Below are 24,662 nucleotides of genomic sequence, written 5' to 3'. Positions count from 1 at the left end.
GGTAACCCCAAATCGTTAAATAATGATTGAAAATAGTGTAGGCCGGAGATTGATTGATGTCAATAAATCATCACACAAGCGCAGTAAATTTTTTACTTAGCAATAGTAGGCTTTAGCTTAGGCTCTCTCCCTAAAGATAAAAATTGATTAGACTATCATAGAGTAAAGCCAAAGGAGGTTTGACTTTATGTTAAGAGAATCAATTACTCATGAGATTGGGGGGGGGAATCGACCCTTTATTACCAGCTCCAAAAGGAAGGCATGGGAATGATGACAGACGGTTTTTAGAAGCTGTTTATTGGGTACTAAGAACAAGAGCTCCTTGGAGGGATTTACCTTCAGAGTTTGGTTCGTGAAAGACAATATATAACCGTTATAGCCGATGGATCAAGAAAGGACACCTAGAGAAAATTTTTAACAAGTGAAGCCGATCATGAATGGCATATGATTGATGGGACGATGATTAGAGCTCACCGCCATGCATCAGGTGCAAGGGGAGGTCAAGAAAGCCCAGCTCGAGGAAGAAGTTGCGGAGGCTTTTCTTCAAAAATTCATAGAAAGGTGGATGCACTGGGAATGCCATTGGGATTTATTATTACTGCCGGTCAGAACTCTGATATTGGCCAGGGAGAAGCTCTTTTAGGAGATGATAGTGATCCATTTAGGAAGATCTTATTAGAGAAAGGGATAACTCCAGTAATCCCTGGGAGAAAAAGTAGGAAAGTAACCATTCAGTATGATGAGCACACGTATAAAAAACGAAATGCTGTCGAAAGGTTCTTTGGACGCATTAAGGAGTTTCGAAGAATCGCAACACGTTATGATAAAAAAACTTGCATGTTTAAAGGGGTCTCTTGTTCGCTTCGATCATCATATGGAGTAAACTTTGAGGACCAAACATATGACGCGACGCCTGGTGAATAGGCTTGATGATCAGTGGATAGCTCTCAAGAAGTCCCAAAATCATCGCCGCTGCAAGCCATTCTTTCCCCCTAAGCGCTTTTCCAATTACCAGGTATAGAATGCTTCTGCTCGACATAGAGGGAAATCAATTTTAGTGCATGTGGCAAATAAGCGATCACAACTTGATCGCTCTCACTGAGTATAGATTGAAGAATAATTGGAGTCAATCCAAGCAAATATAGGATAAATAGAAAGCAAAAAAAAGGCCTTCAGAATTTAATCTGAAGGCCTGAATGAAAACTTGGCGACGTCCTACTCTTCCGTACTCTAGTGCACAGTACCATCGGCGATGAAGAGCTTAACTGCTGAGTTCGGGATGGGATCAGGTGTGGCCTCTTCTCTAAGGTCACCAAGATAAGACTAATCAATTGCTCAAAGCAAACTAATTTTAAACAACGCTTGAGATGTATTAATTTTCTCAAAGAGAAAAAAAAGATCAAGCCGATGGATGTATTAGTACTGGTTAGCTCAACGTATTACTACGCTTACACACCCAGCCTATCAACCCTGTCGTCTTCAGGTCATCTCATAGGGATACTTTATCTTGAAGGAGGCTTGGCGTTTAGATGCTTTCAACGCTTATCCTTTCCGAACTTAGCTACCCGGCGATGCCCTTGGCAGGACAACCGGAACACCATTGGTTCGTCCACTTCGGTCCTCTCGTACTAGAAGCAGCTCTTCTCAAGTATCCTACGCCCACAGCAGATAGGGACCAAACTGTCTCACGACGTTTTGAACCCAGCTCGCGTACCGCTTTAATTGGCGAACAGCCAAACCCTTGGGACCTTCTTCAGCCCCAGGATGCGATGAGCCGACATCGAGGTGCCAAACCGCCACGTCGATATGAACTCTTGGTGGCGATAAGCCTGTTATCCCCGGAGTACCTTTTATCCGTTAAGCGACGGCGATTCCACTTTCCACCGCCGGATCACTAAACCCTACTTTCGTACCTGCTCGACTCGTTGGTCTCGCAGTCAACTTGTCTTATACTTTTGCGCTCTACTCGTGATTGCCAACCACGATGAGACAAGCTTTGGACTCCTCCGTTACTTTTTGGGAGGAAACCGCCCCAGTCAAACTGCCCGTCTGACAATGTTCGTTCCCCAGATTCATGGGGCAACGTTAGATTTCCGACATGTCAAGGCCGGTATTTCAAGGATGACTCCAGAAGCCCTAACGAGCCTCTTTCACCGTCTCCCGGCTATCCTACACATGACAAGTCAAAAGCCAATATCAGAGTACAGTAAAGGTTCACGGGGTCTTTCCGTCTAGCTGCGGGTAAACGGCATCTTCACCGCTACTACAATTTCACCGAGTCTCTCGTTGAGACAGTGCCCAGATCGTTACGCCATTCGTGCAGGTCGGAACTTACCCGACAAGGAATTTCGCTACCTTAGGACCGTTATAGTTACGGCCGCCATTCACCAGGGCTTAAATTCAATGCTTCGTCCCGAAGGACTGACATCTCCTATTGACCTTTTGGCATTGGGCAGGCATCACACCATATACTTCCTCTTAGACGAGTTTGCATAGTGCTGTGTTTTTGTTAAACAGTCGCCTGGGCCTATTCTCTGCGGCCCCCAGATGCTTAACCGCGAAGGTATCACATCCAAGGGCTCCTCTTCTCCCGAAGTTACGAGGACAATTTGCCGAGTTCCTTAACGAGAGTTCTCTCGCGCGCCTGAGAATATTCATCCCACCTACCTGTGTCGGTTTTGGTACGGTCACCATCAACAACTAGAGGTTATTTCTTGGAAGCATTGCGCTACACCATCGGTTCCTCCGAAGATTCCCCTTGTCTCATACCTAGCTTTCCGTCAGCGGATTTACCTACTGACCAGCCTCATACAAAAACGGACATCCAATAGTCCGCGTGCTTAACTTACTCCGTCACCCCATTGTTATAGTTTTAGGTGGCGCAGGAATATTTAACCTGCTTTCCATCGCTTACGCTTTTCAGCCTCAGCTTAGGGACCGGCTAACCCAGGGAAGACGAGCTTTACCCTGGAAACCTTAGGTTTTCGGCGAGGGAGATTCTCACTCCCTTTATCGTGTACTTATGCCATGCATCCTCACTAGTATGCGCTCCAACACTCCTTACGGTATATCTTCATCGCACATACTACGCTCTCCTACCGCGTACCACAAAGTGGCACACCCGCGATTTCGGCTCTATGCTTTAGTCCCGATCATTATCGGCGCAAAGTCTCTCGATTGGTGAGCTGTTACGCACTCTTTAAATGGTGGCTGCCTCTAAGCCAACATTCCAACTGTCTATGAAACTTCACATCCTTACTCACTTAGCATAGAATTAGGGGCCTTAATCGGCGATCTGGGCTGTTCCCCTTTCGACAATGAAGCTTATCCCCCACTGTCTATCTCCCGACTTAACTCATAGTATTCGGAGTTTGGTTTCCGTTGGTAGGCCGGTAGGCCCCCGTGGGAATCCAGTGCTCTACCCCCATGAGTCTCAAAGTCGAGGCTAACCCTAAAGTTATTTCGAAGAGAACAAGATATCTCCAAGTTTGATTGGCCTTTCACCCCTATCCACAGTTCATCCAAATCTTTTTCAACAGATACTGGTTCGGACCTTCACAAGGTTTTACCCCTGCTTCATCCTGACCATGGATAGATCACTTGGTTTCGTGTCTACATCATACGACTTAATGCGCTATTAACGCTCGCTTTCACTTCGGCTCCGGAACGGATGTCCCTTAACCTAGCCGTATAACATAACTCGCTGGCTCATCATGCAAAAGGCACGCCATCAGCCGTGCTTCCTAAAAGGAAACATAGGCCTCTGACCGCTTGTAGGCTGCTGGTTTCAGATTCTATTTCACTCCCCTAACAGGGGTTCTTTTCACCTTTCCATCACTGTACTTGTGCACTATCGGTCATCGAGTAGTATTTAGCCTTGGAGAGTGGTCTCCCCAGATTCAGACCGGGTTTCACGTGTCCGGCCCTACTCAGGTGCTAATCTCACTTAAACTTACCTTTTACACACGGGGCTTTCACCCTGTATCGCCCAACTTCCCAGATGGTTATGTTAAGTTTGTTTAAGCTTTATGACTAGTCCTACAACCCCGAAAATAAATTTTCGGTTTGGGCTATTCCCACTTCGCTCGCCGCTACTACGGGAATCTCTTTTGATTTATTTTCCTCTGCCTACTTAGATGTCTCAATTCAGCAGGTTTACCTCACTAACCTATGTATTCAGTTAATGATAATGGAGGATTAGCTCCACTGGGTTTCCCCATTCGGAAATCTCCGGCTCAATGCTTCTTTCCAGCTCGCCGGAGCTTATCGCAGGTATGCGCGTCCTTCATCGCCTCTCGATGCCAAGGCATCCACCAACAGCCCTTATTAGCTTGATCTAATAAGTGTACATTAAACTGTCCCGAAGGACAGCTTGCCTAAAATTGGTCTTGTATACTGAGATACTCAACCGACTGTCAGCTCGTGAAATTCACGAATTGACTGCGGTTGAATATCCCCTTCTCAAGCGCTGTTTAAAATCAGTTTTTTTGTAGTACATTCGACAGGTTATCGAATGTTACTCGCTATAATATTTTAATCAGCTTTTCGCAATTCAAAAACACCGAAGTGTTTTTGATTTACTTGATTAGTCTATGTTCTGTCAAGAAAACAATTGTGCTTCTAACAGCGAAAGTGAAGTGACAAAAATCTTAAGGTTTGCCCAACCGTAGATTCGCAAGGTCTCTAGGACCTCACTATCTTGTCCATAAAGGAGGTGATCCAGCCGCACCTTCCGGTACGGCTACCTTGTTACGACTTCATCCTAGTCATCAGCCTCACCTTAGACGCCTCTCCCCTTGCGGTTGAGTCAGCGGCTTCGGGCGAAACCAACTTCCATGATGTGACGGGCGGTGTGTACAAGGCCCGGGAACGTATTCACGACGTTATTGCTGACACGTCATTACTAGCAATTCCAACTTCAAGAAGTCGAGTTGCAGACTTCTATCCGAACTGAGATCGGTTTTTGGGATTTGCTCCACCTTTCGGCTTCGCTGCCTTCTGTACCGACCATTGTAGCACGTGTGTAGCCCCAGACATAAAGGCCATGCGGACTTGACGTCATCCTCACCTTCCTCCTAGTTAACCTAGGCAGTCTCGTTAGAGTCCCCACCATTACGTGCTGGTAACTAACGACAAGGGTTGCGCTCGTTGCGGGACTTAACCCAACACCTCACGGCACGAGCTGACGACAGCCATGCAGCACCTGTATAAAGGCCCTTGCGGGAAACTCTATCTCTAGAGCGGTCCTCTATATGTCAAGCCTGGGTAAGGTTCTTCGCGTTGCATCGAATTAAACCACATGCTCCACTGCTTGTGCGGGCCCCCGTCAATTCTTTTGAGTTTCACCCTTGCGGGCGTACTCCCCAGGTGGCATACTTAACGCGTTAGCTACGGCACAGTCGGGGTTGAGTCCGACTACACCAAGTATGCATCGTTTACGGCAAGGACTACCAGGGTATCTAATCCTGTTTGCTACCCTTGCTCTCGCATCTCAGCGTCAGGAATAAACTAGAAAACCGCTTTCGCCACTGGTGTTCTTCCAAATATCTACGCATTTCACCGCTACACTTGGAATTCCGTTTTCTCCGTCTACCCTCAAGATAAGTAGTTTCAAATGCAGCTTCGAAGTTGAGCTCCGAAATTTCACATCTGACTTACTTATCCGCCTACATGCTCTTTACACCCAATAAATCCGATTAATGCTTGCACCCTCCGTATTACCGCAGCTGCTGGCACGGAGTTAGCCGGTGCTTCTTTACCAGGTACGCTCAAATCAAGCAATTATTAGTTACTTTCTCTTGTTCCCTGGCGAAAGGACTTTACAACCCGAAGGCCTTCATCGTCCACACGGCGTCGCATCGTCAGGCTTTCGCCCATTGCGAATGATTCTCGACTGCAGCCTCCCATAGGAGTCTGGGCAGTGTCTCAGTCCCAGTGTTGGCGGTCAACCTCTCAGTCCGCCTAGACGTCTTAGCCTTGGTGCGCCTTTACCACACCAACAAGCTGATATCCCATGAGCCGCTCTCTCTCCGTAAGGTCCCTAAGGATCCCCTACTTTGAAGATATCGGGCTACCCCGGATCTCCTCATTCGGTATTAGCGGTCGTTTCCAACCGTTATCCCCAGGAAAGAGGTACGTTACTCATGTATTACTAACCCTTTCGCCACTAAGTAGCAAGCTACTTCGTTCGACTTGCATGCCTCATCCACGCCGTCAGCATTCAATCTGAACCAGGATCAAATTCTCGTTGAAAATTTAATCTTTATTAACCTAGCCGAAGCTAGATTGATTCTCGAATACTATTTATCATGTGTTCGAGTTAAAGTTTGATAGGGGCATATCGAAATAAATTTCGACACGCTCAAACCTTAAGCTTTGTCACTTCAATTTCGCTGTCAAAATAACACTGAAAGCTCTAAGACTTTCTTTTCGTTTCTTTCGCATGTTCTGCTTAAGAAAGAATACCAGACTATACATCAGCTCTAATTTATTAGGCAAATGTTTTTCATCTTTTTCTGATTTTTTTTTTCGGGCCTCTATGAGAAAACCCTTCAGACAACCTTCTCAGCACCTTTTAGCCGCTGAGATTTTTTTAGGACTTTTGGTGAATTCATGCACATAAAGTCAGGGACTTTTCATAAAAAAAGACTTTACAGAGGTGTCGTTGATTAATATTCCAAGTAGTTTAATAAGATAGCTATCGTTCCACCCAGCTAGCCGCCGTCTCTTTGCTATCCCTTTTGTTCCCTTTGCATCTACCTGAAGTATCGACTGCGCCATTCGCCGAAAAACCGCAAAATTCTCAGGGGCATTACCCGTGCTTATACAACAGGCATCTTCTTTGAAAACTACGTCCATCATCCAATGAAGATGGTTCTCTATTCCCCAGTGCCCTCGCACTAGCTTTATCGCCTCCTGATGAATTAAAGAAAGGCTTGAGATGTAGTGACGTTTTTCTACGCTAACCTTCCCCCTAACTTCTCGTCTTGAAGTTACTTCGATAAGAGTCTTTAAGTCTTGCCACTCTTCTCGACAGTCTAACCATTCTAGGTTACTGGCTACAGCAACTTCTCGCTCCTCGATTCTTCCATGAGCTTTTTCAATTTTCTTGGCCCTAGCACACTCTGCCCCTTCATATTCAACCTCCCTTGCCTGATCGAAGAAGTTTTGGGCTTCATCATGTAAAGTTCCTTGGTTGCCTTTTAGAGCTATCACGTAATCGCCTCCTGCCCTGCGAATGTCTTCCACAATTTTTTTCTGACAGCCTGCAGCGTCAATAGTGATAATTGATCCTTTGATATAGCTAAAGTGACTTAAATTAGTTATAGGCAGTGCTCCTTGAAAAGTTCGTCTATTCCATATTGATATTTTCTTCGCTTAGACTTTGCCTGTGCCCACTTGTGTTCAATAGGGTTTAGATCAGGAGAATAGGGAGGAAGATATTCCAAGGTATGGCCTGCAGCGTGGATCTTCTCTTGCATAGATTTGCTTTTATGGAATGAAGCATTATCCATAACCAGAATACTTTCAGAGGGAAGTTTCGGTAGCAAGTCCTCCTCTGCCCAAATGGAAAAGGCATCTGTATTAATATTGCACTCGAATAACGTAAGTGTAAGGAGGCTTGTTCCAAGTAATGCCCCTATTGCATTTGTTCTTCCTTTTGCTCCCCAATCATGAGTGCCAAAACATCGCTGTCCTATTTTGGAGTAACCGTGGGTGCGGGGCATATCATGGGCAAACCCGCTTTTATCAATATATACAATTGGCTTTCCCAAACGTTTATATTCTGCGATGAAAGATTTGTCTTTTTGTTTCGCAGGCCTTGGGATGGTTGAGCGTTTTTTTTATAGCTAATTCTTAACCTCTTCATGGCACACCGAATGCCTGAAGTGCTTACTTTGAGACGATGTGCTCGTTCATAGTTGAAGGCATCAGGGTATTTCTTGATATCCTCCATCAAGATCTCTCTATCAATCTTTATTGCAGGTCTGATTTTAGTGCGCCTCGGCTCTAACCTCTTAGACCAGAGAAACACACTATTTACACTTACTCCAAAGCGTTTTGCTACTTGGGCAAAGCTTAATTTTTCTTTGCTTCGGATTGATAGAACTTTTTTTCTAAAATCTAGCGAATATGTCATTCAAAAAATTATAACTAAAACGAAATATTTTAGCTATAAACCAAGGATACGCTTAGACGCTCAGACACAACATTTGACAATATCTCCGGAGTTGTGCCTAGATTTTCTCATCTGTTGACGTTGTGGAGATTGATAGCAACTTGGTAAAGTTGTTGAGATCGAACACAAATACAGATGGGTAAAGGTGAGCCAAATTCTGGAAAGGAAGTTTAGGGACACGCCCTAGACCTTTTGAGCTTCAGGAGTTCTCCTGAGCTTGTTGTAGATCCACGAGGGAGAACCAACAACCGAACTGCGTGCCCAGCGATAGCTTCCATAGAGGGCCGCTAGAGCAACAAAGATTTTTATCAGATCGCGCCGTTCTATTCTCGATGCCGGAAAAATGCTCTTTTGAGAAGGGATATTGAATACTCCCTGAAAAAGCTCCGGAACTCTAGGTTGGAGATGCCCCATATCCACAAGCAACTTTGCAAGAACCAGAGGATGGATGTCACCCTTTAAAGCAATATCATACTCCTCCATGGGGATGACAACCTCATCAAAAACACCTTTTTCCTCTCGAGCTAAATAGTTTCCAACTGGCAAGGAGGCTATTTCATACATTACCTGATATGCAATATAGATCAGCTGTTTTTGGATCTCTCCTGATGGAGCCTTTTGTCGAACATCTTCTGAAATTTCAGGGTGCGTTTGGTAAAACGCCAAAAGAGATTTTGTCGTGCAGTCAAAGTACTCCGACAAAGCAAGCAAGGTCTCAAGATCCCCTGGTGTTCTTCTCCAATCAAGATCAATCTGGTCTCTTAATTCGGGTTCAGCGTTTCTGATTTTGAAATATATTTCACCTTTTAAAAGACTCTCTAGAGGTTCATTAACAGTATAATGCCCTTTTTGAACTCCAACTTCATACCATTTCTTCTTAAAGTCTAGGTCAATTTCAGCTTTCTTTCTCGCGACATACTCATCCTTTGCCTGTTCGAAACTATCTTTAGGCGTGACACCATAGTCTTGAAGGAAACTAAAGAACTTTTCCTCTGAATAAGCCGCTCTGTTGGCTATAAGACCTATCTCTTCAAGCGCTGCAATGGTGAGTGTTTCATCGAGTCCGACTTCTTGGGCTTTCCTGCGAAGCTCTAAATCCTGCCCATGCCACTGCGGGGCTATCCTTGTTCCAAACGTATCGAGCATCAGTTCATAAAAATCTTTGTTTCCACCCAAAAACTCATAGAGAACCTCAATGATATCTCCAGGGGTATACTCCTCATCAAATACCTGATGGGTCCGTACAGAATTATTGTACATGCTACTAATACTGAATAACCGACCATTAACGGGAGGATTTGGCAATCCACGACTATCTCTTAGATGGGCTACTAAGTTATCTTGAGCATGAGTATCACCTGCTAGCCTCTGCGCATATTGTTGAGCCGAAAGCGAAGGGAGACCTTCAGCGTGTCTACCCCAGTTTATCACCTCCAAATTCCCTTGAAACTCTTGAGTCTTCATAAGAATTTGGGGATCATGGTTAAGCCTATATACAAGGTGCCTTCGATGCTCCCCCAACGGGACTTGAAGCTGATTATCAAAATCACTTACAACCATCTCAATATTTCCTAAAGAACACCGCACAATATCAAAGACTTCATTCCAACGACTATGACACGCGAAACAGTCAAGAAACATTTTTGCGTAGATCGTTCCAACGCTCTTTGAAAGAAATGCATTCTCTCCTAAATCTTCATGAAGGTAATGCATAATCCATTGAAGCTGGCGGATATGCTTTGCTTTATCTTCACTCGATAAAGTATATTCCAATCGACTGCTCCCATCCAGGCCTATTTTGACCCTGTTAACAGCATTATCCCGAAGCAGCTCCTTAGTATAGGTCCTTTGGAACCCTCCTGTAGAATCTGTTAGCTGCGCCGCTGAAATACAACTAAAGTCCACCTTATCATAAAGCTCAAGCAAGTCACTCAATGGATATTCACGTGGTGGTGGTGGGACCTCTTGGGCCGCTTGAATTCCCCGATATTGCTCAAAATGCGTCGATGGAATCGTAAACAGGGCGTTCCAAAACCATCGTGTATCCATTTTTGGAGATTCTGACTTCAATTCTTTAAACCGATCATAGATCAATTGGAATCCATGATCTTTAGCAAGCCTTTGGAGCCCTTCTGCGTCGTGACAATAGGCTATATTTTCAAAATCAAAAAGCTCTTCACCATATTGCTTTTTAAGAAAAGGTCCATGACGGTACCCCGCCTTCATTAAGGCCTTGTATCCTTCAGCAGATCCGCTGCCATACATCACAGCTTCCGCTGGTTTGCGCGCATTGTAAAAGGCATCCGTTGGTTGATAAAAATCTTGATTCACAAGTGTAAGGAAATCTTCATATCTCCTCCCATCAAAACAATTTGCTGCTAAATGTTCCCAAGCCCACGAAGGCTTTAAGCGAGGAAACCTTGCCTTCAGCTCCCCATAAGCTTGAATCACTGCTTCCATCGAATTCTGCTCTAGAGCGCGGACTAAGGCTTTTTCATCACAGGTTACAAGTGCTTTTTCGAGGATGTTACCCTGCACCTCTTCTTGGTAGTGTTGTGCATAATTAGTCTTAATGACTTTTTCATACCCCATAGAGACAAGAAACCACACAAAGTCTCGAGAAATATCCGTTACCTTAGTTGTAGCATGCGGCTTTAAAAATCTATCTTCGAAAAAAGGATCGATTGTAAGGAACCGACCATTGACAAGAGATCTTGCAAGCTCTTGTTTTCCGCTTACAATCACTCTTTGAATAAGCTCTCCTTCTCCTATAAATTTTATTCCATTTAAAGCTTCAATCTTTCCGCCGCGGTTGAGAAGCTGTATGACCCATTCATCATTTACTTCACCTGGGGCTTTGCCCCGGCAGTATCCCATGAGTACATGCTCCCAAATCCAATCCGTATTCAATAAAGGCAATGTCTGTTTTAAATCTGCAAGACTCTCATCCAAGGCAGAAAGCTCAATGCTATTCAATACTCCCTCAATCGAGTTCACTTGACCTGTCATAATTGCTCTCTCAAGAAAAAGCGTGGTTTTAAGGTCGTAGGTATATCGACTACGGGTTTCAATAGAAGCACCATATCCCCAATGAAGCAGGAACGTGCGACACACTTGACTGTCTTTAACTTTATCAAAAAATGCATCAGTAAGATAAGGGCGTACCTCAAAGAGTTTCCTCTGTGCGAGCTCCTCAGCAAGCTCCACGTTTCCATTAAGCAATAAGTGTTCTAAAAATGTCCCGCCATTGCTATCTGTTGCCTTAGAATCGGCTTTTCCTTTAATTAGCATGCTAATTACTTCAGCATCCAAAGACTGAAAAAGAAGAGGGACACCAGCTAGATTTTTTGCGTTAAGATCCATCCCTGATTTAGGATCCATCCCTGATTCAAGATAATTCCTGACTTGTTCTTGATCTCCCTTTATAACAGCCCGCTCAAAAGACTGATTGATCGTTATTCTAAGCGCCAAAAAGACTCGAAAAGCAATGACATTAACAGCTGGAACTAGCAGGAAGGCTGTTTGAACCGAGTGAGATACAATGTTTTTTAAAACCTGAGCACTGAAACTTTTTTTTGAAAGATGACAAGTTTCTTTCACTACATACTGAGCTTGGTGAACTCCCTCCATGAAGGGCTCACGCAGATACCGATCATATACAAACGACGGGAAGGGCCCGCACCCAATAGAAACGCTCATTTTAAACCTAAATCATTGTTATTTGGCAGGTATGGTAGCAAAAAAAAGGATTTCATGATAGGAAATTATGTTAGCAAGACCCGAGTATGGGAGACTTCTTCTAGCAAGCCATTCTTCCCTAGGGTAACCACCTTTTCAGGTTGAATTTTTTCAGTCAGGCTGGCTAAGCTATCTGACTGAATAACAATGAAATCTACCTCATGAAGTGAAGAAAGAAGAGAAAGAAGATCCTGATCAGGATCGGTATCTACAAGATAGATCATCAGCCGACCCTCCCCTTTATTACTAGAAAGTTTTTGAATTTGAGAAAAAAGGGCACTAGAAACCCCATCCTCAGTGTTGATTCCTAGGACGGTAAGTTTTTTATTGATCAGAGCCTGTTCCAATGTGAAGAGGTGACTCTCATCAAATATTTTATTGCTGCTATTGGTTTCTAGAAGACGTTCCGCAAGCTCAGAAAGAGAAACACGGACACACCCCAAACGCAGGGACTTTTCATAAAAAAGACTTTACAGAGGTGTCGTTGATTAATATTCCAAGTAGTTTAACAAGATAGCTATCGTTCCACCCAGCTAGCCGCCGTCTCTTTGCTATCCCTTTTGTTCCCTTTGCATCTACCTGAAGTATCGACTGCGCCATTCGCCGAAAAACCGCAAAATTCTCAGGGGCATTACCCGTGCTTATACAACAGGCATCTTCTTTGAAAACTACGTCCATCATCCAATGAAGATGGTTCTCTATTCCCCAGTGCCCTCGCACTAGCTTTATCGCCTCCTGAGGAATTAAAGAAAGGCTTGAGATGTAGTGACGTTTTTCTACGCTAACTTTCCCCCTAACTTCTCGTCTTGAAGTTACTTCGATAAGAGTCTTTAAGTCTTGCCACTCTTCTCGACAGTCTAACCATTCTAGGTTACTGGCTACAGCAACTTCTCGCTCCTCGATTCTTCCATGAGCTTTTTCAATTTTCTTGGCCCTAGCACACTCTGCCCCTTCATATTCAACCTCCCTTGCCTGATCGAAGAAGTTTTGGGCTTCATCATGTAAAGTTCCTTGGTTGCCTTTTAGAGCTATCACGTAATCGCCTCCTGCCCTGCGAATGTCTTCCACAATTTTTTTCTGACAGCCTGCAGCGTCAATAGTGATAATTGATCCTTTGATATCTATGGCTTTTATCAATTCTGGAATGGCAGTAATTTCATTTGATTTTTCCTCTGTTTTGACTTGGCCTAGCAACAAACTTCGACCTGTTTCCCAAGCCGAGACAAGATGAACTGTTTGCTTGGATGCCCCATTGAGCCTTTTACCATCGATTGCGATAATTTGCTTTTTCACTTCAACAGGAAGAGCTTTCATCCATCGAATGAAAGTCTCTTGTAATTTTTGGGGGTTTAGCATAACGAGAAGCCACCAAAACACTGTATAGCTGGGAGGTTTTTTGATTCCAAGAAGCCGTTGGAATAAGCTGATTTTTGTACATGCATACTCATGAATATGGATGATAGCATTAGCCCCAGCTATGACCGCTGCTAAGATAATGACTAGTAGGGCAACCAACGGATACGACAAGTTATCTTTAGCACGTGGATCTTGGATATCTTTGAATTCTATTTCTATGGACTCAATGAAGGCTTGCTGATCTAGGAGTTGATCTACTTCAGAATAGAACTTGGCCACTTGTTTCTTTGACATAAACACCTCTAAGTTAATCAGAAGTGTTATCTTCTGTTAAACCTTAGTCGATGTCAAAACTTTTTTATGAAAAGTCCCTGACATAAAGTACAGATAAATCTTTAGGGAATGCACTTAAAGAGTAATTTCTCTTGCCATGCAATGCGAATGGATGCCTCTTGCTCTTTCCGAATATCTTTCTTATGATAGACAAAAACAACAGCATCAAAGGCGCCAGGATTTGCTTCTACATATGTTTTTACAGTTTCAAAGGCAGTTTTTTGAGCTTTCTCAAATGGATAATGAAACTCTCCTACTGAAATCGCCGGAAATGCAATTGAACGAATCCCCTGGGCTTCTGCAGCTACTAGAGAGTTTCGATAGGCATTTGCAAGAAGGACTGCGCCGCCTACTGTTCAAGCTCGTGGACCTACAGTGTGTACAACGTATTTTGTCATATTGCCCCTTCCTTTAAGGTTAAATGATGGAGTCGCGACAGCCTCACCCATATTTATCCGATGACTTGCGCTTGTCGGCAGGAGAGGACGCTTACTACACGCCTCTTTAAGCTGCGGACCAGCTGCTTTATGTATGACTCCATCAATTCCACCGCCACCTAGGAGCGACTCTCGTGCAGCATTCACAATTGCCTCCACAGGCAAATCCAGAATATCACCAATGACGGCTTCTACATTCGCACTTCCAATTTTTACACCACCGGGAAGGTGGGCATCGTAAGGTGGCAGAGGCTCCCTCGGCCGGGGAAGGGGAAGCGGCACATAGGGAGTCGCGCGAGGCTGACCAATTAATACTGGCACTGTGCCCAAAACTGCCGTACTGATATACTGAGCCTTTTTGCTAATGACTGTCCAATAAAGTGATGCTGTAACGAAAGCATAAGGAATGAAATCGCTCTTATCTAGACCTCTGGAGGTCTTTGGAGTGCACAGCGCCTCCTTTGCAAGCAAAGACAACGCAAAAGCTCCCGCCTGAATACGGAGAGCTCGGATAGGTAGGTATTTTTTGTGCGCGGCAATAAGATAGTATGCTGCACAGAAAACCCCATTCATAGCAATTTTTTCAACGGTCATAATAGTCACCCCAAATTTGTAAGAATTATAAAGATTCAATAGCTAAATATCACTATAAAATCTCAAAATTCAAAAACATCTAAAATTAAGGGGTTTAGAATCTAGAACAGGAAGACGTAGAAGAGCATCCCTAACACATATCCAATGAAGACCGGCAAAGACATCTTTTTAAAGTAGGAGAAGAAATCCACTTTTTCAAGCCCCATAAGAGCCACACCTGCGGAGGAACCCATAACCAAAATGCTCCCACCAGTACCAGCAGCATAAGCGATCATGAGCCACAGCGGCGAGTCAGTCGGAGTCGTTTGGAGGTCGTACATCCCCATTGTTGCAGCAACCAGAGGAACATTGTCAATGATTGCTGAAACAACACCAATTACTGAGGCAATAAGTGCTTCGCTTCGCATATTAACATTTAACCACTGCGCTGCACCATCAAGAAGTCCCGTGGATTCAAGGGCATTGACGCTTAGCAGGATTCCTAAGAAAAAGAGAATACTGGAAACGTCGATTTTTGTCAGAATATGTGGCACTCTGAGATGGTGTCTTTGCTCGTAGCGGTGATGCATGATATCAGTCGCAAGCCACATAATCGAAAGGGAAATAAGCATTCCCATAAATGGAGGAAGACCCGTTAAAGCCTTAAAAACAGGAACGCAAAGGAATAAAACAATTCCTAAATAGAAGACAAGGTGAGCGCCTGGTTCTAATGGCTCATCGCGAAAATCGATTTCAGACTTTGGAAACTTCCCTTTCATTGTAAAGGTATAAAGAAGAAGAGGAAACATCATAGAAATTAAGCTGGGGAAAAAGAGCTCTGTAATCACTTTCATCGAAGTGATCTGCCCCCCAATCCAAAGCATTGTTGTTGTCACATCTCCAATTGGGGTCCAAGCACCCCCGGCATTTGCAGCAACAATCACCATGCATGAAAAGAGGAATCTCTCCTTTTTATGTGGGATCAGCTTCCTTAAAATAGAAATCATTAGGATTGTCGTCGTTAAGTTATCAAGGACCGCCGACAAGAAAAAGGCTAAAAAACAGGTAACCCAAAGCATCTTCCGTTTGGAACGCGTATGGAGGTAATGGATGAAGGTATTGAACCCTTTGTGAGAGTCAATAAGCTCGACCATCGTCATAGCTCCCAACAGGAAGAAAAGAATCTGCGATACATCACTTAAGTGCGTGTTTAGAAAAGCTGTGCTCACACTCAGCGGCTGGGGATCCCCAACAAAGTAAATTAACCAGCAGACGACCGCCATAAACAAGGCAACTGCTGTTTTATTGACGCGAATCAAAAATTCAAGGATGATAGCAGTGTAACCAATCGCGAAAATCGCAATAAGGATATCATGCGAAAGTGTAAAAATTTCATCAGTCATAAGAGTCGCCTTGCTGACATCCTAACTTGGTTCCTTATAAAACTCAAGCTTTCGGATAACGAAAAAGACAATAATTTTCAATGGATCATTTAAAACTTTTCTCAGTTGTACAAACAAAGGTCAAAAACCGCCTCTTGTTTCAAGGAATGGTGTTGGGCGGGGTCGGTGTTTTTATTCTTTTTGTTTTTGGGGTGTGGGCTCCACTTACTTTTCTAAATGCCTGGGGGTTTCTCATATTTTCTCTGGGAATGTTTTTGATAGGGTGGGGACTGATCCCCTATAAAAGGTTTACTCGTTTAGAAACACATCCTCATAAAATCTTATTAGAAGACAAGCGCTTGATTTTTGTATCAAACAAGGGAGGAGAGTGTATCATTCCCTACTCAGAAATTAGAAAAATCACTTACTTTGAATCGAAAACAAAATATGGTCTGCGACTAGAAACGAAAAAATCTCGGGTGGTATTCTCTTATTTTTTAGGTGATTCCCGCTTGAACGAGATCATGCATGCGAATCAATCCAACAAGTGTTCCTGATTCTATCACCGGAAGGACATTGACCCATTTTTTCTCATCGGTTTGCATGAGCCGCAGCGCATCAAGAGCTCGCTTCCCTTTTTTGGTTGCGATGCATGAGGGTGTCATGAGCTCTTCCATTGTTTTTTCTAGCATTTCCGCAGGATTTTTTTGGAAGGCGCGACGGAGGTCTCCATCGGTGAAGATTCCACGAAACGTCCCTTCGGCATCGGTGATGAGCAAACACCCACACTTTTTGTCCGTTAGAGTAACCAGCGCATCCCGCAGTTTTTCATTGGGCCGGCAAAGGGGAAGTATTTCTCCTTGAAGCATGACATCATCAACTGTGAGAGAGATTTTTTTTCCAATGGCCCCTGCAGGATGATTAAGCGCATAATCGTCCAGGCTAAAGTTCTTAACCTTCATAAGTGCAACGGAAAGAACATCTCCAAAAATAAGTTGGATCGAAGTCGAGGTCGTGGGGGCCAGGTCAAAGGGACAAAGTTCCTTGTTTAGCGGAAGGGAAATTCCTATGTCGCAAGCGAGACCGAGTTTTGATTCCGTACTAGAAACCCAAGCAACGGTTTTAGCTCCCTTTTTTTGTGCAAAGGGAACAAGGCTTAAGAGCTCCTCGCTTTCCCCGCTTTTGCTAATGCAAATGAGAACATCTTTGTCTGTAACAATCCCAATATCTCCATGAAGAGCATTCATAGGAGGAAGGTACAAAGCTTTTGTCCCAGTTGAAATCATTGTCATCGCAAGTTTTTCGGCAATAATTCCACTTTTCCCAACACCAGTGAAAATCAACATCCCTTGGCAGTCTAAAAAAAGTTTAAATATTCCCTCTGCTTTCCCCACCTCTACATGGTCGAAAAAATAGTTCAGATTTCTCTGGTACTCATCAAATAGATCTTTTAACATGGCCGAACTCTTGAATACTTATCTTAAATCATATAATTAGAGAGTTAATCAATCAAGTAAGGAGTTCTTTGTGAGCGAAAAAGTCCCCGTAACAGTCGCGAAAGGCGATGGCATTGGCCCAGAAATCATGGATGCAACTTTAAAGATCCTTGAAGTCGCAGGAGCAAAACTCGACATCCATGAAGTCGAAATTGGTGAGAAGGTCTACCTTAGAGGGCACCCAACAGGGATTGAGGACAAGACTTGGGACACTATTCGGCAAACACAGGCTTTTTTAAAAGCTCCAATCACAACGCCGCAAGGCGGGGGATTCAAAAGCTTAAATGTGACGATCCGAACGACATTGGGGCTTTATGCCAATGTGCGTCCTTGCGTAGCATACTCCCCTTTTGTTGCAACAAAGCATCCTCAAATGGATGTGGTGATTGTGCGGGAAAATGAAGAAGATCTCTATTCAGGTATTGAATACCGACAATCCCCTGAGGTTTGTGAATCGATCAAGTTGATTTCGCAACCGGGCTCAGAAAAAATCATTCGCTATGCGTTTGAATATGCTGTCCAAAATGGAAGAAAAAAAGTCACCTGCTTTGTAAAAGATAATATCATGAAGCTTTCAGATGGCCTCTTTCATCAAGTCTTTAACGAGGTCGCCAAGGAATATCCCGCTATTGAAAATGAACATTGGATTGTCGATATTGGAGCGGCAAAGCTTGCCGACACTCCAGAAGCTTTTGATGTCGTGGTCATGCCTAATCTTTATGGAGATATCCTTTCTGATGTCGGAGCTCAAATTGCAGGTTCGGTAGGTCTTGTAGGATCTGCAAATATTGGAGATCATGGAGCAATGTTCGAAGCAATCCATGGGTCGGCGCCTAGGCGCGCAGGACAAAATCTTGCGAACCCTTCGGCGTTAATTTTGGCTTCGGTCATGATGATGATCCATATCAAACAATATGATGTCGCAACCGCAATTCATAACGGATGGCTGAAAACCTTAGAAGATGGTGTGCACACCTACGATATTTTTAAGGATGGGATCAGTAAAGAAAAAGTGGGAACGCAAGAGTTTGCGGGAGCTGTCATCAAGCGGCTGGGAGAAAAACCCTCAAAACTTAAGGCTGTTACCTATGAAGAAAAAAAAGATGTTTCTCAAACCTTTACTCGCAAGGCAATCAAAACAAAAAGAGAACTTGTAGGGATTGATGTCTACCTCTTCTCAAATGAATCCGTGCTAGGCCTTCAGAAAAGCCTACTTGAGCATAGCTATGGATCTTTTCATATTGAAATGATCACTAACCGGGGGGTCCGAGTTTACCCCGATGGAATGCCCGAAACCTTTTGTATTGATCAGTGGAGAGTACGATTTCGCCCCAAACACGGGGGGTGCAAACAAAAAGACTTCCCAGAGCTTCTAGAAGCTCTAACAGCCGAAGAGTTCGACATCATCAAGACCGAGCATCTCTACGATTTTGATGGCACTCCAGGATACTCGTCTCCCAAGGGATAGTACATAATCATCTTATAAAAAGAGATTTGCACCCCTCCCTTTAATTCTTTAATTATAAGTGACTTATGTTTTAATATAAATTATATTGTAATTGAGTATCAAAACGAGGGATTGATAGAACTTTTTTTCTAAAATCTAGCGAATATATCATTCAAAAAATTATAACTAAAACGAAATATTTTAGCTATATTCCGATGAAATGGAATCGTTTCGCGAAAGCTGCTTTTCGACCGGGTCTCTTGCAGGAATTGTCCCCCGCTCAACAAAGATTCGGGCAATTGCTTATAACCGAGAGGGAGAAAAGCTGGAGCCAGAATTTGAAGGCTATACAGCAAGAATTTTTCAGCGTGAAGTTGACCACCTCAATGGCCTCTGCTTCCCCGATCGAATCACAAATTTTGATCATCTTCATTGGGTAAATCTGGAAAATCTTGATGAGTATCGCGCGAATTTTGAGAATTGGCCTCACACCTGTTCGAAAGAAGAGTGGGAGACGTTTATTGGAAATTCTCCAAGTAATGCTTAACTTCCGCTAGGAAGCCGCAGCCATACATCCCATCGATTACACGATGATCAATAGATAGCGAGAGGTTCATCATAGAGCGAATCGCCACGCTGTCATCCTCTAAGGCAATCACTTTTTTGTTAATCGCTCCAACACCAAGGATTGCAACTTCTGGCTGACGGATGATAGGGGTTCCAATCAAAACTCCGGACATTCCAAAGTTGGTCATCGTAAAAGTCCCCTCTTTCACCTGATCGGGCTTTAAGTTTCCCTTTCGAGCCTTATCAGAAAGGGCTGAGACTTCTTGGGCAATCTCTTTAACAGGTCGAGTATGACAATCTGCAATAACTGGAACAAGGATCCCTTGCTCGACGCTTACTGCAATGCCTAGGTTGACATTCTTCTTGATGACAATGGTATCCCCTTCTAAAGAGGCATTAATCATGGGGAACTTCTTGACCCCTTCACCAATTGCTTTTGCAATATAGCTGGTAATCGTGAGCTTATACCCATTTTCTTTTCGGAAGGGTTCTTTGTTTTCTTTTAGATACTTTATGAGTTTTGTGACATCCACCTCATTCACAAGGGTTGCATGAGGGGCTTCGTAGAAGGATCGAACCATTGCATCAGCAATCATCTTCCGCATGGTCGACATTTTAACTCTTTCTTCTCCACCTATAGCTGGAATAGCGGGCACTGCAGTACGATTTTGTAGATAATTCTCAAGGTCTCTTTTTGAAAGACGTCCACCGGCTCCTGTCGCGGGAATATTTTCAAGCTCTGAAAGATCAATCCCTTTTTCTTGCGCGATCTTCAGTACAACAGGAGTGAAAAACCCTTTTTTGGAAGGCGTATCTTTAGATTGTGTAAGCGATTCAGAGGGTGTTGCAATTGCCTCCTCAGAAACACTCCCCTCTTTCGTAATAATCATTGCTAAGGGAGCCCCTACATCGAGTTCTTGTTCAGGATCAGCTAGAATCTTTGAAACTTTTCCAGAAACAGGAGAGGGAATTTCACTATTTACTTTGTCGGTTGAAACTTCTAAAAGAGGCTCGTCAAGTTTAACCGAATCTCCAACCTTTTTAAACCACTGAACAATGGTTGCACTGACAATACTTTCTCCCAGCTTTGGAAGTTTAATTTCTACTTCATCACTCATCTTTTACTCCAGCCAAGTCACTGCATGGTATTGCTTTTCATTGATTTGATTTTCTTTTTTCGCGACAAAGACCGCGGCAACAGCATCCCCAAGAACATTGACAACAGAGGAGACCATTTCACGAAGGCGATCAACACCCGCAACGAGTGCGATTCCCTCAAGGGGGAGTCCCATCGCATTTAATACAACGGAAAGCATGACAATTCCTGTTCCGGGAATTCCTGCCGCACCAATGGCAGAAACTAGAGAGACAAAGACCAAAATCAAAACTTTAACAACCGTGATTTCAATCCCATAAGCCTGGGCAATAAAAATCGCTGAGATTGCCTGTCCAATTGCAGCTCCGTTCATGTTAATGGTTGAACCTAGAGAGAGAACAAATCCCGAAATGTCTGGGGAAAGCCCTAGATGATTCCGCGCACAATCTAAAGATACCGGCAGAGTTGCTGAACTACTGCTGGTTGTAAAGGCCAAAACAATGGCATCTTTCATCCCTTTAAAGAACGGCGCAACTCTGAGCTTTATAAGATAGCGGAGGGTCAAACAAAAGATAATAAAGATCTGAAGCAAGCATGCAACATAATTGCAAAGCAGAAACTTAAATAGAGGGTAGATCACCTTAAGGCCAATATCTCCAACAGCTGTTGCAATAAGAGCGAAGACGCCGTAAGGAGCAAGCTTCATAATCGAATGTGTAAGCGAGTACATCACTTCACTGAGCGATTCCAAGAGCTCCAATACTTTCTTGCCCCGATCCCCTGCTAGGGTAATGGCAAAAGCAAAGAAGATTGAAAAGACAATAATTTGAAGAATATTCCCTTCTGCAAAGGCTGCAAATGGGTTCGAGGGAACAATGGCAAATAAAAAATCGACAAGCCCCACTGTTTGTGTTGTTTGAAGATGAGCTGCTGGAATCGGAAGGCCAAGTCCTGCACCAGGTTTAAAAACAAAAACTAAAAGAAGGCCAAACCCAATTGCAATAATCGTTGTTGCGGCATAGAAAAGGATGGTTCGGATTCCAATCCTTCCTAATTTCTTGGGATCACTGATGTGACACATTCCCACAACCAAAGATGAAAAGACGATTAGACCTACAAGCATTTTTAGTAGATCGATAAAGGCCTTTCCGACCCTCTCTAGGATATCAACTTTATGACCTAATACAAGGCCCGCAATTACCCCCAGGACAAGTCCGATAATAATTTTAATCCACGGCTTCAAGAAACCTCCCTTTCGGAAGTCAATTCCCCAATCTTCGATAAGAGGGTTTCATAGCACTCTTTACCAGTGACCACTTCCATTTCTGCTTTCAAGTATCCCAGAGGAAGAGGAAGTTCTTGATCCATCGGAAGCTTTACCCAGTCTTTTTCAGAGCAGACAATGATATCGCACCCTCTTTCAACACATTTTTGTGCAAAGAGGTTAAGTGCATCGCCCGTTGGCCCTATATGGTCAGGGAGGATCCACTTTTCAGCAACTGTCCCACCCATTTCTAAAACGGTACTCACAAAGGAGTCAGGCTTGCCAAGGCCACAGAAAACACCAATTCTTCGATCTTTTAAATCTCGAAGACGATCGCCACATTGAGTCTCTACTTCTTTTGGCACCATTCGTGTACCAACAACCGGCGCATCTGTCCACTTTGCAACTTCTTTTTCCGCAGAATGAAAATGGTTTAAATCGTGAATATGATTCACCACAACACAGTCGGCCCTTTCGAGTCTTTTCGGAGAGTCTCGAAGGTATCCTCTTGGAAGGTAAAAGCCTTTTCCGTACAGATCGTCTCCATGAAGCATGACGATTTCAATATCCCGATGAAGGCTGCGATACTGCATTCCATCATCCAAAAGAATAAGGTCTGCTTCATGATAAACAGCCCGCTCGGCATTGAGTACGCGATCTTTCCCCACAAATAACACTGCTTCCGGCAAGGATTTAAAAAGAAGGTATGCTTCGTCGCCGCAAACTTCAGGAGTAATTCTAGATTGTTCTATCAGATGAAGGCTCCCTCCAACCTTTTCAATTTGTGAGCGGTACCCCCGCGAAAGGATCGAAATTTTTCCAAATTTGTTAAGATCTTTTGCGATGCGTTGAATAAATGCTGTTTTTCCCGTGCCACCAGCAATGATATTTCCAATGCTAATCACAGGAACAGTCACCCGCTTCTCTTTAATCCACTGTCTATCAAATGCTATATTGCGAAGCTTGACGCCCATTTCAAAGAAGCCACTCATTGCAAAAAGGGCTCCCTTGAGAAAGGTCCCTTTTCGACGCCCCTCAATCACATCAACAACGAATGATTGGGTTGCTGTCATAGGTTTGCTCCTACGCTATGAATTTCCATTTCCTCTACAGGAAAGAAAAGCTCCTGCTCCACCATCTCTATGATAATATGGATGGCAGCCATGTGAGCCTCTTGAATGCGATCAGAATATTCAAATCCCGAGACGATCCATTCAAAATCCCCCATTCCCTTAAGGGCTCCCCCGGTCTTCCCTAAGAAAGTAATCACTTGGAGATTTTTCTCTTTTGCGACTGTTGTCGCACGGATTAAGTTTTCAGAGTTTCCACTAGTGCTTAGTGCAATAAAAAGATCCCCATGATTCCCATGAGCTTCGATTCCCCTAGAGAAAATCTCTTTGAACCCCGTGTCATTTCCGACACAAGTCAGATGGCCTGGATCAGCAAGGGCAATCGCTGGAAGAGCAGGACGCTTTTTTCGGAAATACCCTGTTAGCTCTTCTGCGAAATGCATTGCATCGCATAGGCTTCCCCCATTTCCTGCAATAAGGAGTTTCCCCCCATTTTTAAAGCAGTCAATGATTGCCCAAGCAGCACTTTCAATAAACTTCAGTCCTTCTGGAGAGCGAAGCAATTCCATTGCTTCAACCCCTTTTTTTACAGATTTCAATATCGCGTTTTGCAAATTGACCTCAAATACTTTCTTCTATCAAGTAAAGAAGTCTAACGCATTCAGAGATAAAAATCCAGTCGAGCTGGATCACGTTACCTTAAGATTAGTTATCAAAAGGAACAAATGCGTTCCTCAAACTACAACAAGTTTTAAGAAAAAAAGTTTAATTTGCTGAAAAAAATTTGGTGGTTATAGTCATCCAATCATAAATAAATTGGTTAGAGGAGGTGAAAAGATGAATGTGGATACTGAGGATGTTTCTTGTAGGGTGTGCTGCGTTTTTCATTCCACGATCTGTTTTACCCATTAAAAGAGGGTGGAAGAATGAAGACTTCAAAATCCTGAATAAAGGCATCTGTTACTTGTTGACAGGTATCATGTGCATGATTGTTTTTCTGATTATATTTCTCCGTATAAGGGCTGTATAATAGGTAAGCTATTTTTCTTTTTATTTTTGGCCCCTTTATTCTTAACCGCCTGTGTTGATATAGCTAAATTTTTTTTATTTTAGTTATAGGCAATATTCCTTGAAAAGTTCATCTATTCCGCATCGATATTTTCTTCGCTTAGACTTTGCCTGAGCCCACTTGTGTTCAATTGGATTTAAATCAGGAGAATATGGAGGGAGATATTCTAAGGTATGTCCTGCAGTTTTAATCCTTTGCTGCATAAATTTACCTTTATGGAACGCAGCATTATCCATAACTATGACGCTTTCAGTAAACAACTTTGGTAACAAGTCTTGCTCGGTCCAAGCAGTGAAAGCATCTGGATATTCTTCGATGTCCCCCATTAAAGTCTCTTTATCAATCTTGATCGCAGGTCTATTCTTAGTTTGTTTGGGCTCTATTTGTTTAGACCAAAGAAATAAACTGTTGACGCTTACACCAAAACGTTTTGCTGCTTGTGCAAAGCTCAATTTTTCTTTGCTTCGAATTGACAGTGCTTTTTTTCTAAAATCCAATGAATAGGTCATCCAAAAGATGATAACTAAAATCAAAAATTTTTAGCTATACAGTCCAGCAAATTCTTTAATTAGACATGCTCTAGTAGGTCCAAATCCGAGCTCTAACTCACCTTTCCGTTCAACGGTTGCTCTCCGTAAATCAAATAAAAAAATTG

Annotated in this window: 16 protein-coding genes, 3 rRNA genes and 2 pseudogenes; 4 read left to right on the top strand and 17 right to left on the bottom strand. The window is 43.4% G+C overall.

Annotated elements, in window-relative coordinates; translation table 11 throughout:
- The first annotated feature begins 209 nt into the window (after nucleotides 1-209).
- Both R2I63_RS10675 and R2I63_RS06710 read left to right on the top strand, forming a co-directional pair.
- Nucleotides 210-356: a transposase gene (locus R2I63_RS10675; RefSeq protein ID WP_445083636.1), complete on the top strand. Its 147-nt coding sequence runs from the start codon at nucleotides 210-212 to the stop codon at nucleotides 354-356.
- A gap of 79 nt (nucleotides 357-435) precedes the next feature.
- Nucleotides 436-924, top strand: a pseudogene (locus R2I63_RS06710) (IS5 family transposase); the annotation flags it as partial.
- Nucleotides 925-1,202: 278 nt separating this feature from the next.
- Here R2I63_RS06710 and rrf read toward each other — a convergent pair.
- The 12 genes and pseudogenes from rrf to R2I63_RS06650 all read right to left on the bottom strand — a co-directional run bounded on the left by rrf (nucleotide 1,203) and on the right by R2I63_RS06650 (nucleotide 17,455).
- A 5S ribosomal RNA gene (gene rrf / locus R2I63_RS06705) occupies nucleotides 1,203-1,317 on the bottom strand.
- Nucleotides 1,318-1,395: 78 nt separating this feature from the next.
- A 23S ribosomal RNA gene (locus R2I63_RS06700) occupies nucleotides 1,396-4,337 on the bottom strand.
- Between the two features lie 370 nt (nucleotides 4,338-4,707).
- Nucleotides 4,708-6,252, bottom strand: a 16S ribosomal RNA gene (locus R2I63_RS06695).
- The 16S, 23S and 5S rRNA genes sit together here, the layout of an rRNA operon.
- Before the next feature lie 372 nt (nucleotides 6,253-6,624).
- Nucleotides 6,625-7,299 carry an ISAs1 family transposase gene (locus tag R2I63_RS06690; protein WP_316359778.1) on the bottom strand — a complete coding sequence of 225 codons (675 nt, stop codon included), beginning with the start codon at nucleotides 7,297-7,299 and terminating at the stop codon, nucleotides 6,625-6,627.
- Nucleotides 7,300-7,322: 23 nt separating this feature from the next.
- Nucleotides 7,323-7,775 (bottom strand): IS630 family transposase, encoded by a 453-nt coding sequence (locus R2I63_RS06685; protein WP_316356050.1) that lies wholly within the window; start codon nucleotides 7,773-7,775, stop codon nucleotides 7,323-7,325.
- Nucleotides 7,697-8,140: an IS630 transposase-related protein gene (locus tag R2I63_RS06680; RefSeq protein ID WP_316356047.1), complete on the bottom strand. Its 444-nt coding sequence runs from the start codon at nucleotides 8,138-8,140 to the stop codon at nucleotides 7,697-7,699. The genes R2I63_RS06685 and R2I63_RS06680 overlap by 79 nt, the downstream gene beginning before the upstream one ends.
- 222 nt (nucleotides 8,141-8,362) lie before the next feature.
- A complete protein-coding gene (locus R2I63_RS06675; RefSeq protein ID WP_316356044.1) occupies nucleotides 8,363-11,878 on the bottom strand; it encodes a hypothetical protein in 3,516 nt (1,171 codons plus the stop codon).
- A gap of 65 nt (nucleotides 11,879-11,943) precedes the next feature.
- On the bottom strand, nucleotides 11,944-12,360 hold the full coding sequence (locus R2I63_RS06670; protein ID WP_316356043.1) for a hypothetical protein: 417 nt from the start codon (nucleotides 12,358-12,360) through the stop codon (nucleotides 11,944-11,946).
- 13 nt (nucleotides 12,361-12,373) lie between these two features.
- The gene (locus tag R2I63_RS06665; RefSeq protein ID WP_316356042.1) at nucleotides 12,374-13,567 is read right to left on the bottom strand and encodes an ISAs1 family transposase; all 1,194 of its coding nucleotides are present in this window, start codon (nucleotides 13,565-13,567) and stop codon (nucleotides 12,374-12,376) included.
- A 101-nt stretch (nucleotides 13,568-13,668) separates the two neighbouring features.
- A pseudogene (locus tag R2I63_RS06660) lies at nucleotides 13,669-14,616 on the bottom strand (macro domain-containing protein).
- Between the two features lie 122 nt (nucleotides 14,617-14,738).
- On the bottom strand, nucleotides 14,739-16,019 hold the full coding sequence (gene nhaD, locus R2I63_RS06655) for a sodium:proton antiporter NhaD (RefSeq protein WP_316356040.1): 1,281 nt from the start codon (nucleotides 16,017-16,019) through the stop codon (nucleotides 14,739-14,741).
- 476 nt (nucleotides 16,020-16,495) lie between these two features.
- Entirely contained in the window at nucleotides 16,496-17,455 is a 960-nt protein-coding gene (locus R2I63_RS06650; protein ID WP_316356038.1) for a KpsF/GutQ family sugar-phosphate isomerase, read from the bottom strand.
- Nucleotides 17,456-17,582: 127 nt separating this feature from the next.
- On the opposite strand from R2I63_RS06650, the gene R2I63_RS06645 reads away from it, so the two are divergent.
- The gene (locus tag R2I63_RS06645; protein WP_445083681.1) at nucleotides 17,583-18,962 is read left to right on the top strand and encodes an NADP-dependent isocitrate dehydrogenase; all 1,380 of its coding nucleotides are present in this window, start codon (nucleotides 17,583-17,585) and stop codon (nucleotides 18,960-18,962) included.
- Nucleotides 18,963-19,161: 199 nt separating this feature from the next.
- Nucleotides 19,162-19,488: a peptide deformylase gene (locus R2I63_RS06640; RefSeq protein WP_316356034.1), complete on the top strand. Its 327-nt coding sequence runs from the start codon at nucleotides 19,162-19,164 to the stop codon at nucleotides 19,486-19,488.
- Here the strand turns inward: R2I63_RS06640 and R2I63_RS06635 are convergent.
- From R2I63_RS06635 to R2I63_RS06615, 5 genes are all read right to left on the bottom strand, one after another.
- Nucleotides 19,460-20,626, bottom strand: a complete 1,167-nt coding sequence (locus tag R2I63_RS06635) for a dihydrolipoamide acetyltransferase family protein (protein ID WP_316356032.1) — start codon at nucleotides 20,624-20,626, stop codon at nucleotides 19,460-19,462. The two genes, R2I63_RS06640 and R2I63_RS06635, sit on opposite strands and share 29 nt — an antisense overlap.
- 3 nt (nucleotides 20,627-20,629) lie before the next feature.
- Nucleotides 20,630-21,847, bottom strand: a complete 1,218-nt coding sequence (locus tag R2I63_RS06630) for a dicarboxylate/amino acid:cation symporter (protein WP_316356030.1) — start codon at nucleotides 21,845-21,847, stop codon at nucleotides 20,630-20,632.
- The gene (lpxK, locus tag R2I63_RS06625) at nucleotides 21,844-22,941 is read right to left on the bottom strand and encodes a tetraacyldisaccharide 4'-kinase (RefSeq protein ID WP_316356028.1); all 1,098 of its coding nucleotides are present in this window, start codon (nucleotides 22,939-22,941) and stop codon (nucleotides 21,844-21,846) included. The genes R2I63_RS06630 and lpxK overlap by 4 nt, the downstream gene beginning before the upstream one ends.
- Nucleotides 22,938-23,507 (bottom strand): D-sedoheptulose-7-phosphate isomerase, encoded by a 570-nt coding sequence (locus R2I63_RS06620; RefSeq protein WP_445083680.1) that lies wholly within the window; start codon nucleotides 23,505-23,507, stop codon nucleotides 22,938-22,940. Before R2I63_RS06620 ends, lpxK begins: the two co-directional genes overlap by 4 nt.
- A 544-nt stretch (nucleotides 23,508-24,051) precedes the next feature.
- On the bottom strand, nucleotides 24,052-24,516 hold the full coding sequence (locus R2I63_RS06615) for a transposase (RefSeq protein ID WP_316356025.1): 465 nt from the start codon (nucleotides 24,514-24,516) through the stop codon (nucleotides 24,052-24,054).
- Nucleotides 24,517-24,662 lie beyond the last annotated feature (146 nt).

The sequence above is a fragment of the Candidatus Neptunochlamydia sp. REUL1 genome (genome assembly GCF_963457595.1).
Taxonomy (GTDB): Bacteria; Chlamydiota; Chlamydiia; order Chlamydiales; family Simkaniaceae; genus Neptunichlamydia.
The sequence above is the reverse complement of the archived record's forward strand: the minus strand, read 5'-3'. Positions and strand labels throughout refer to the sequence as shown.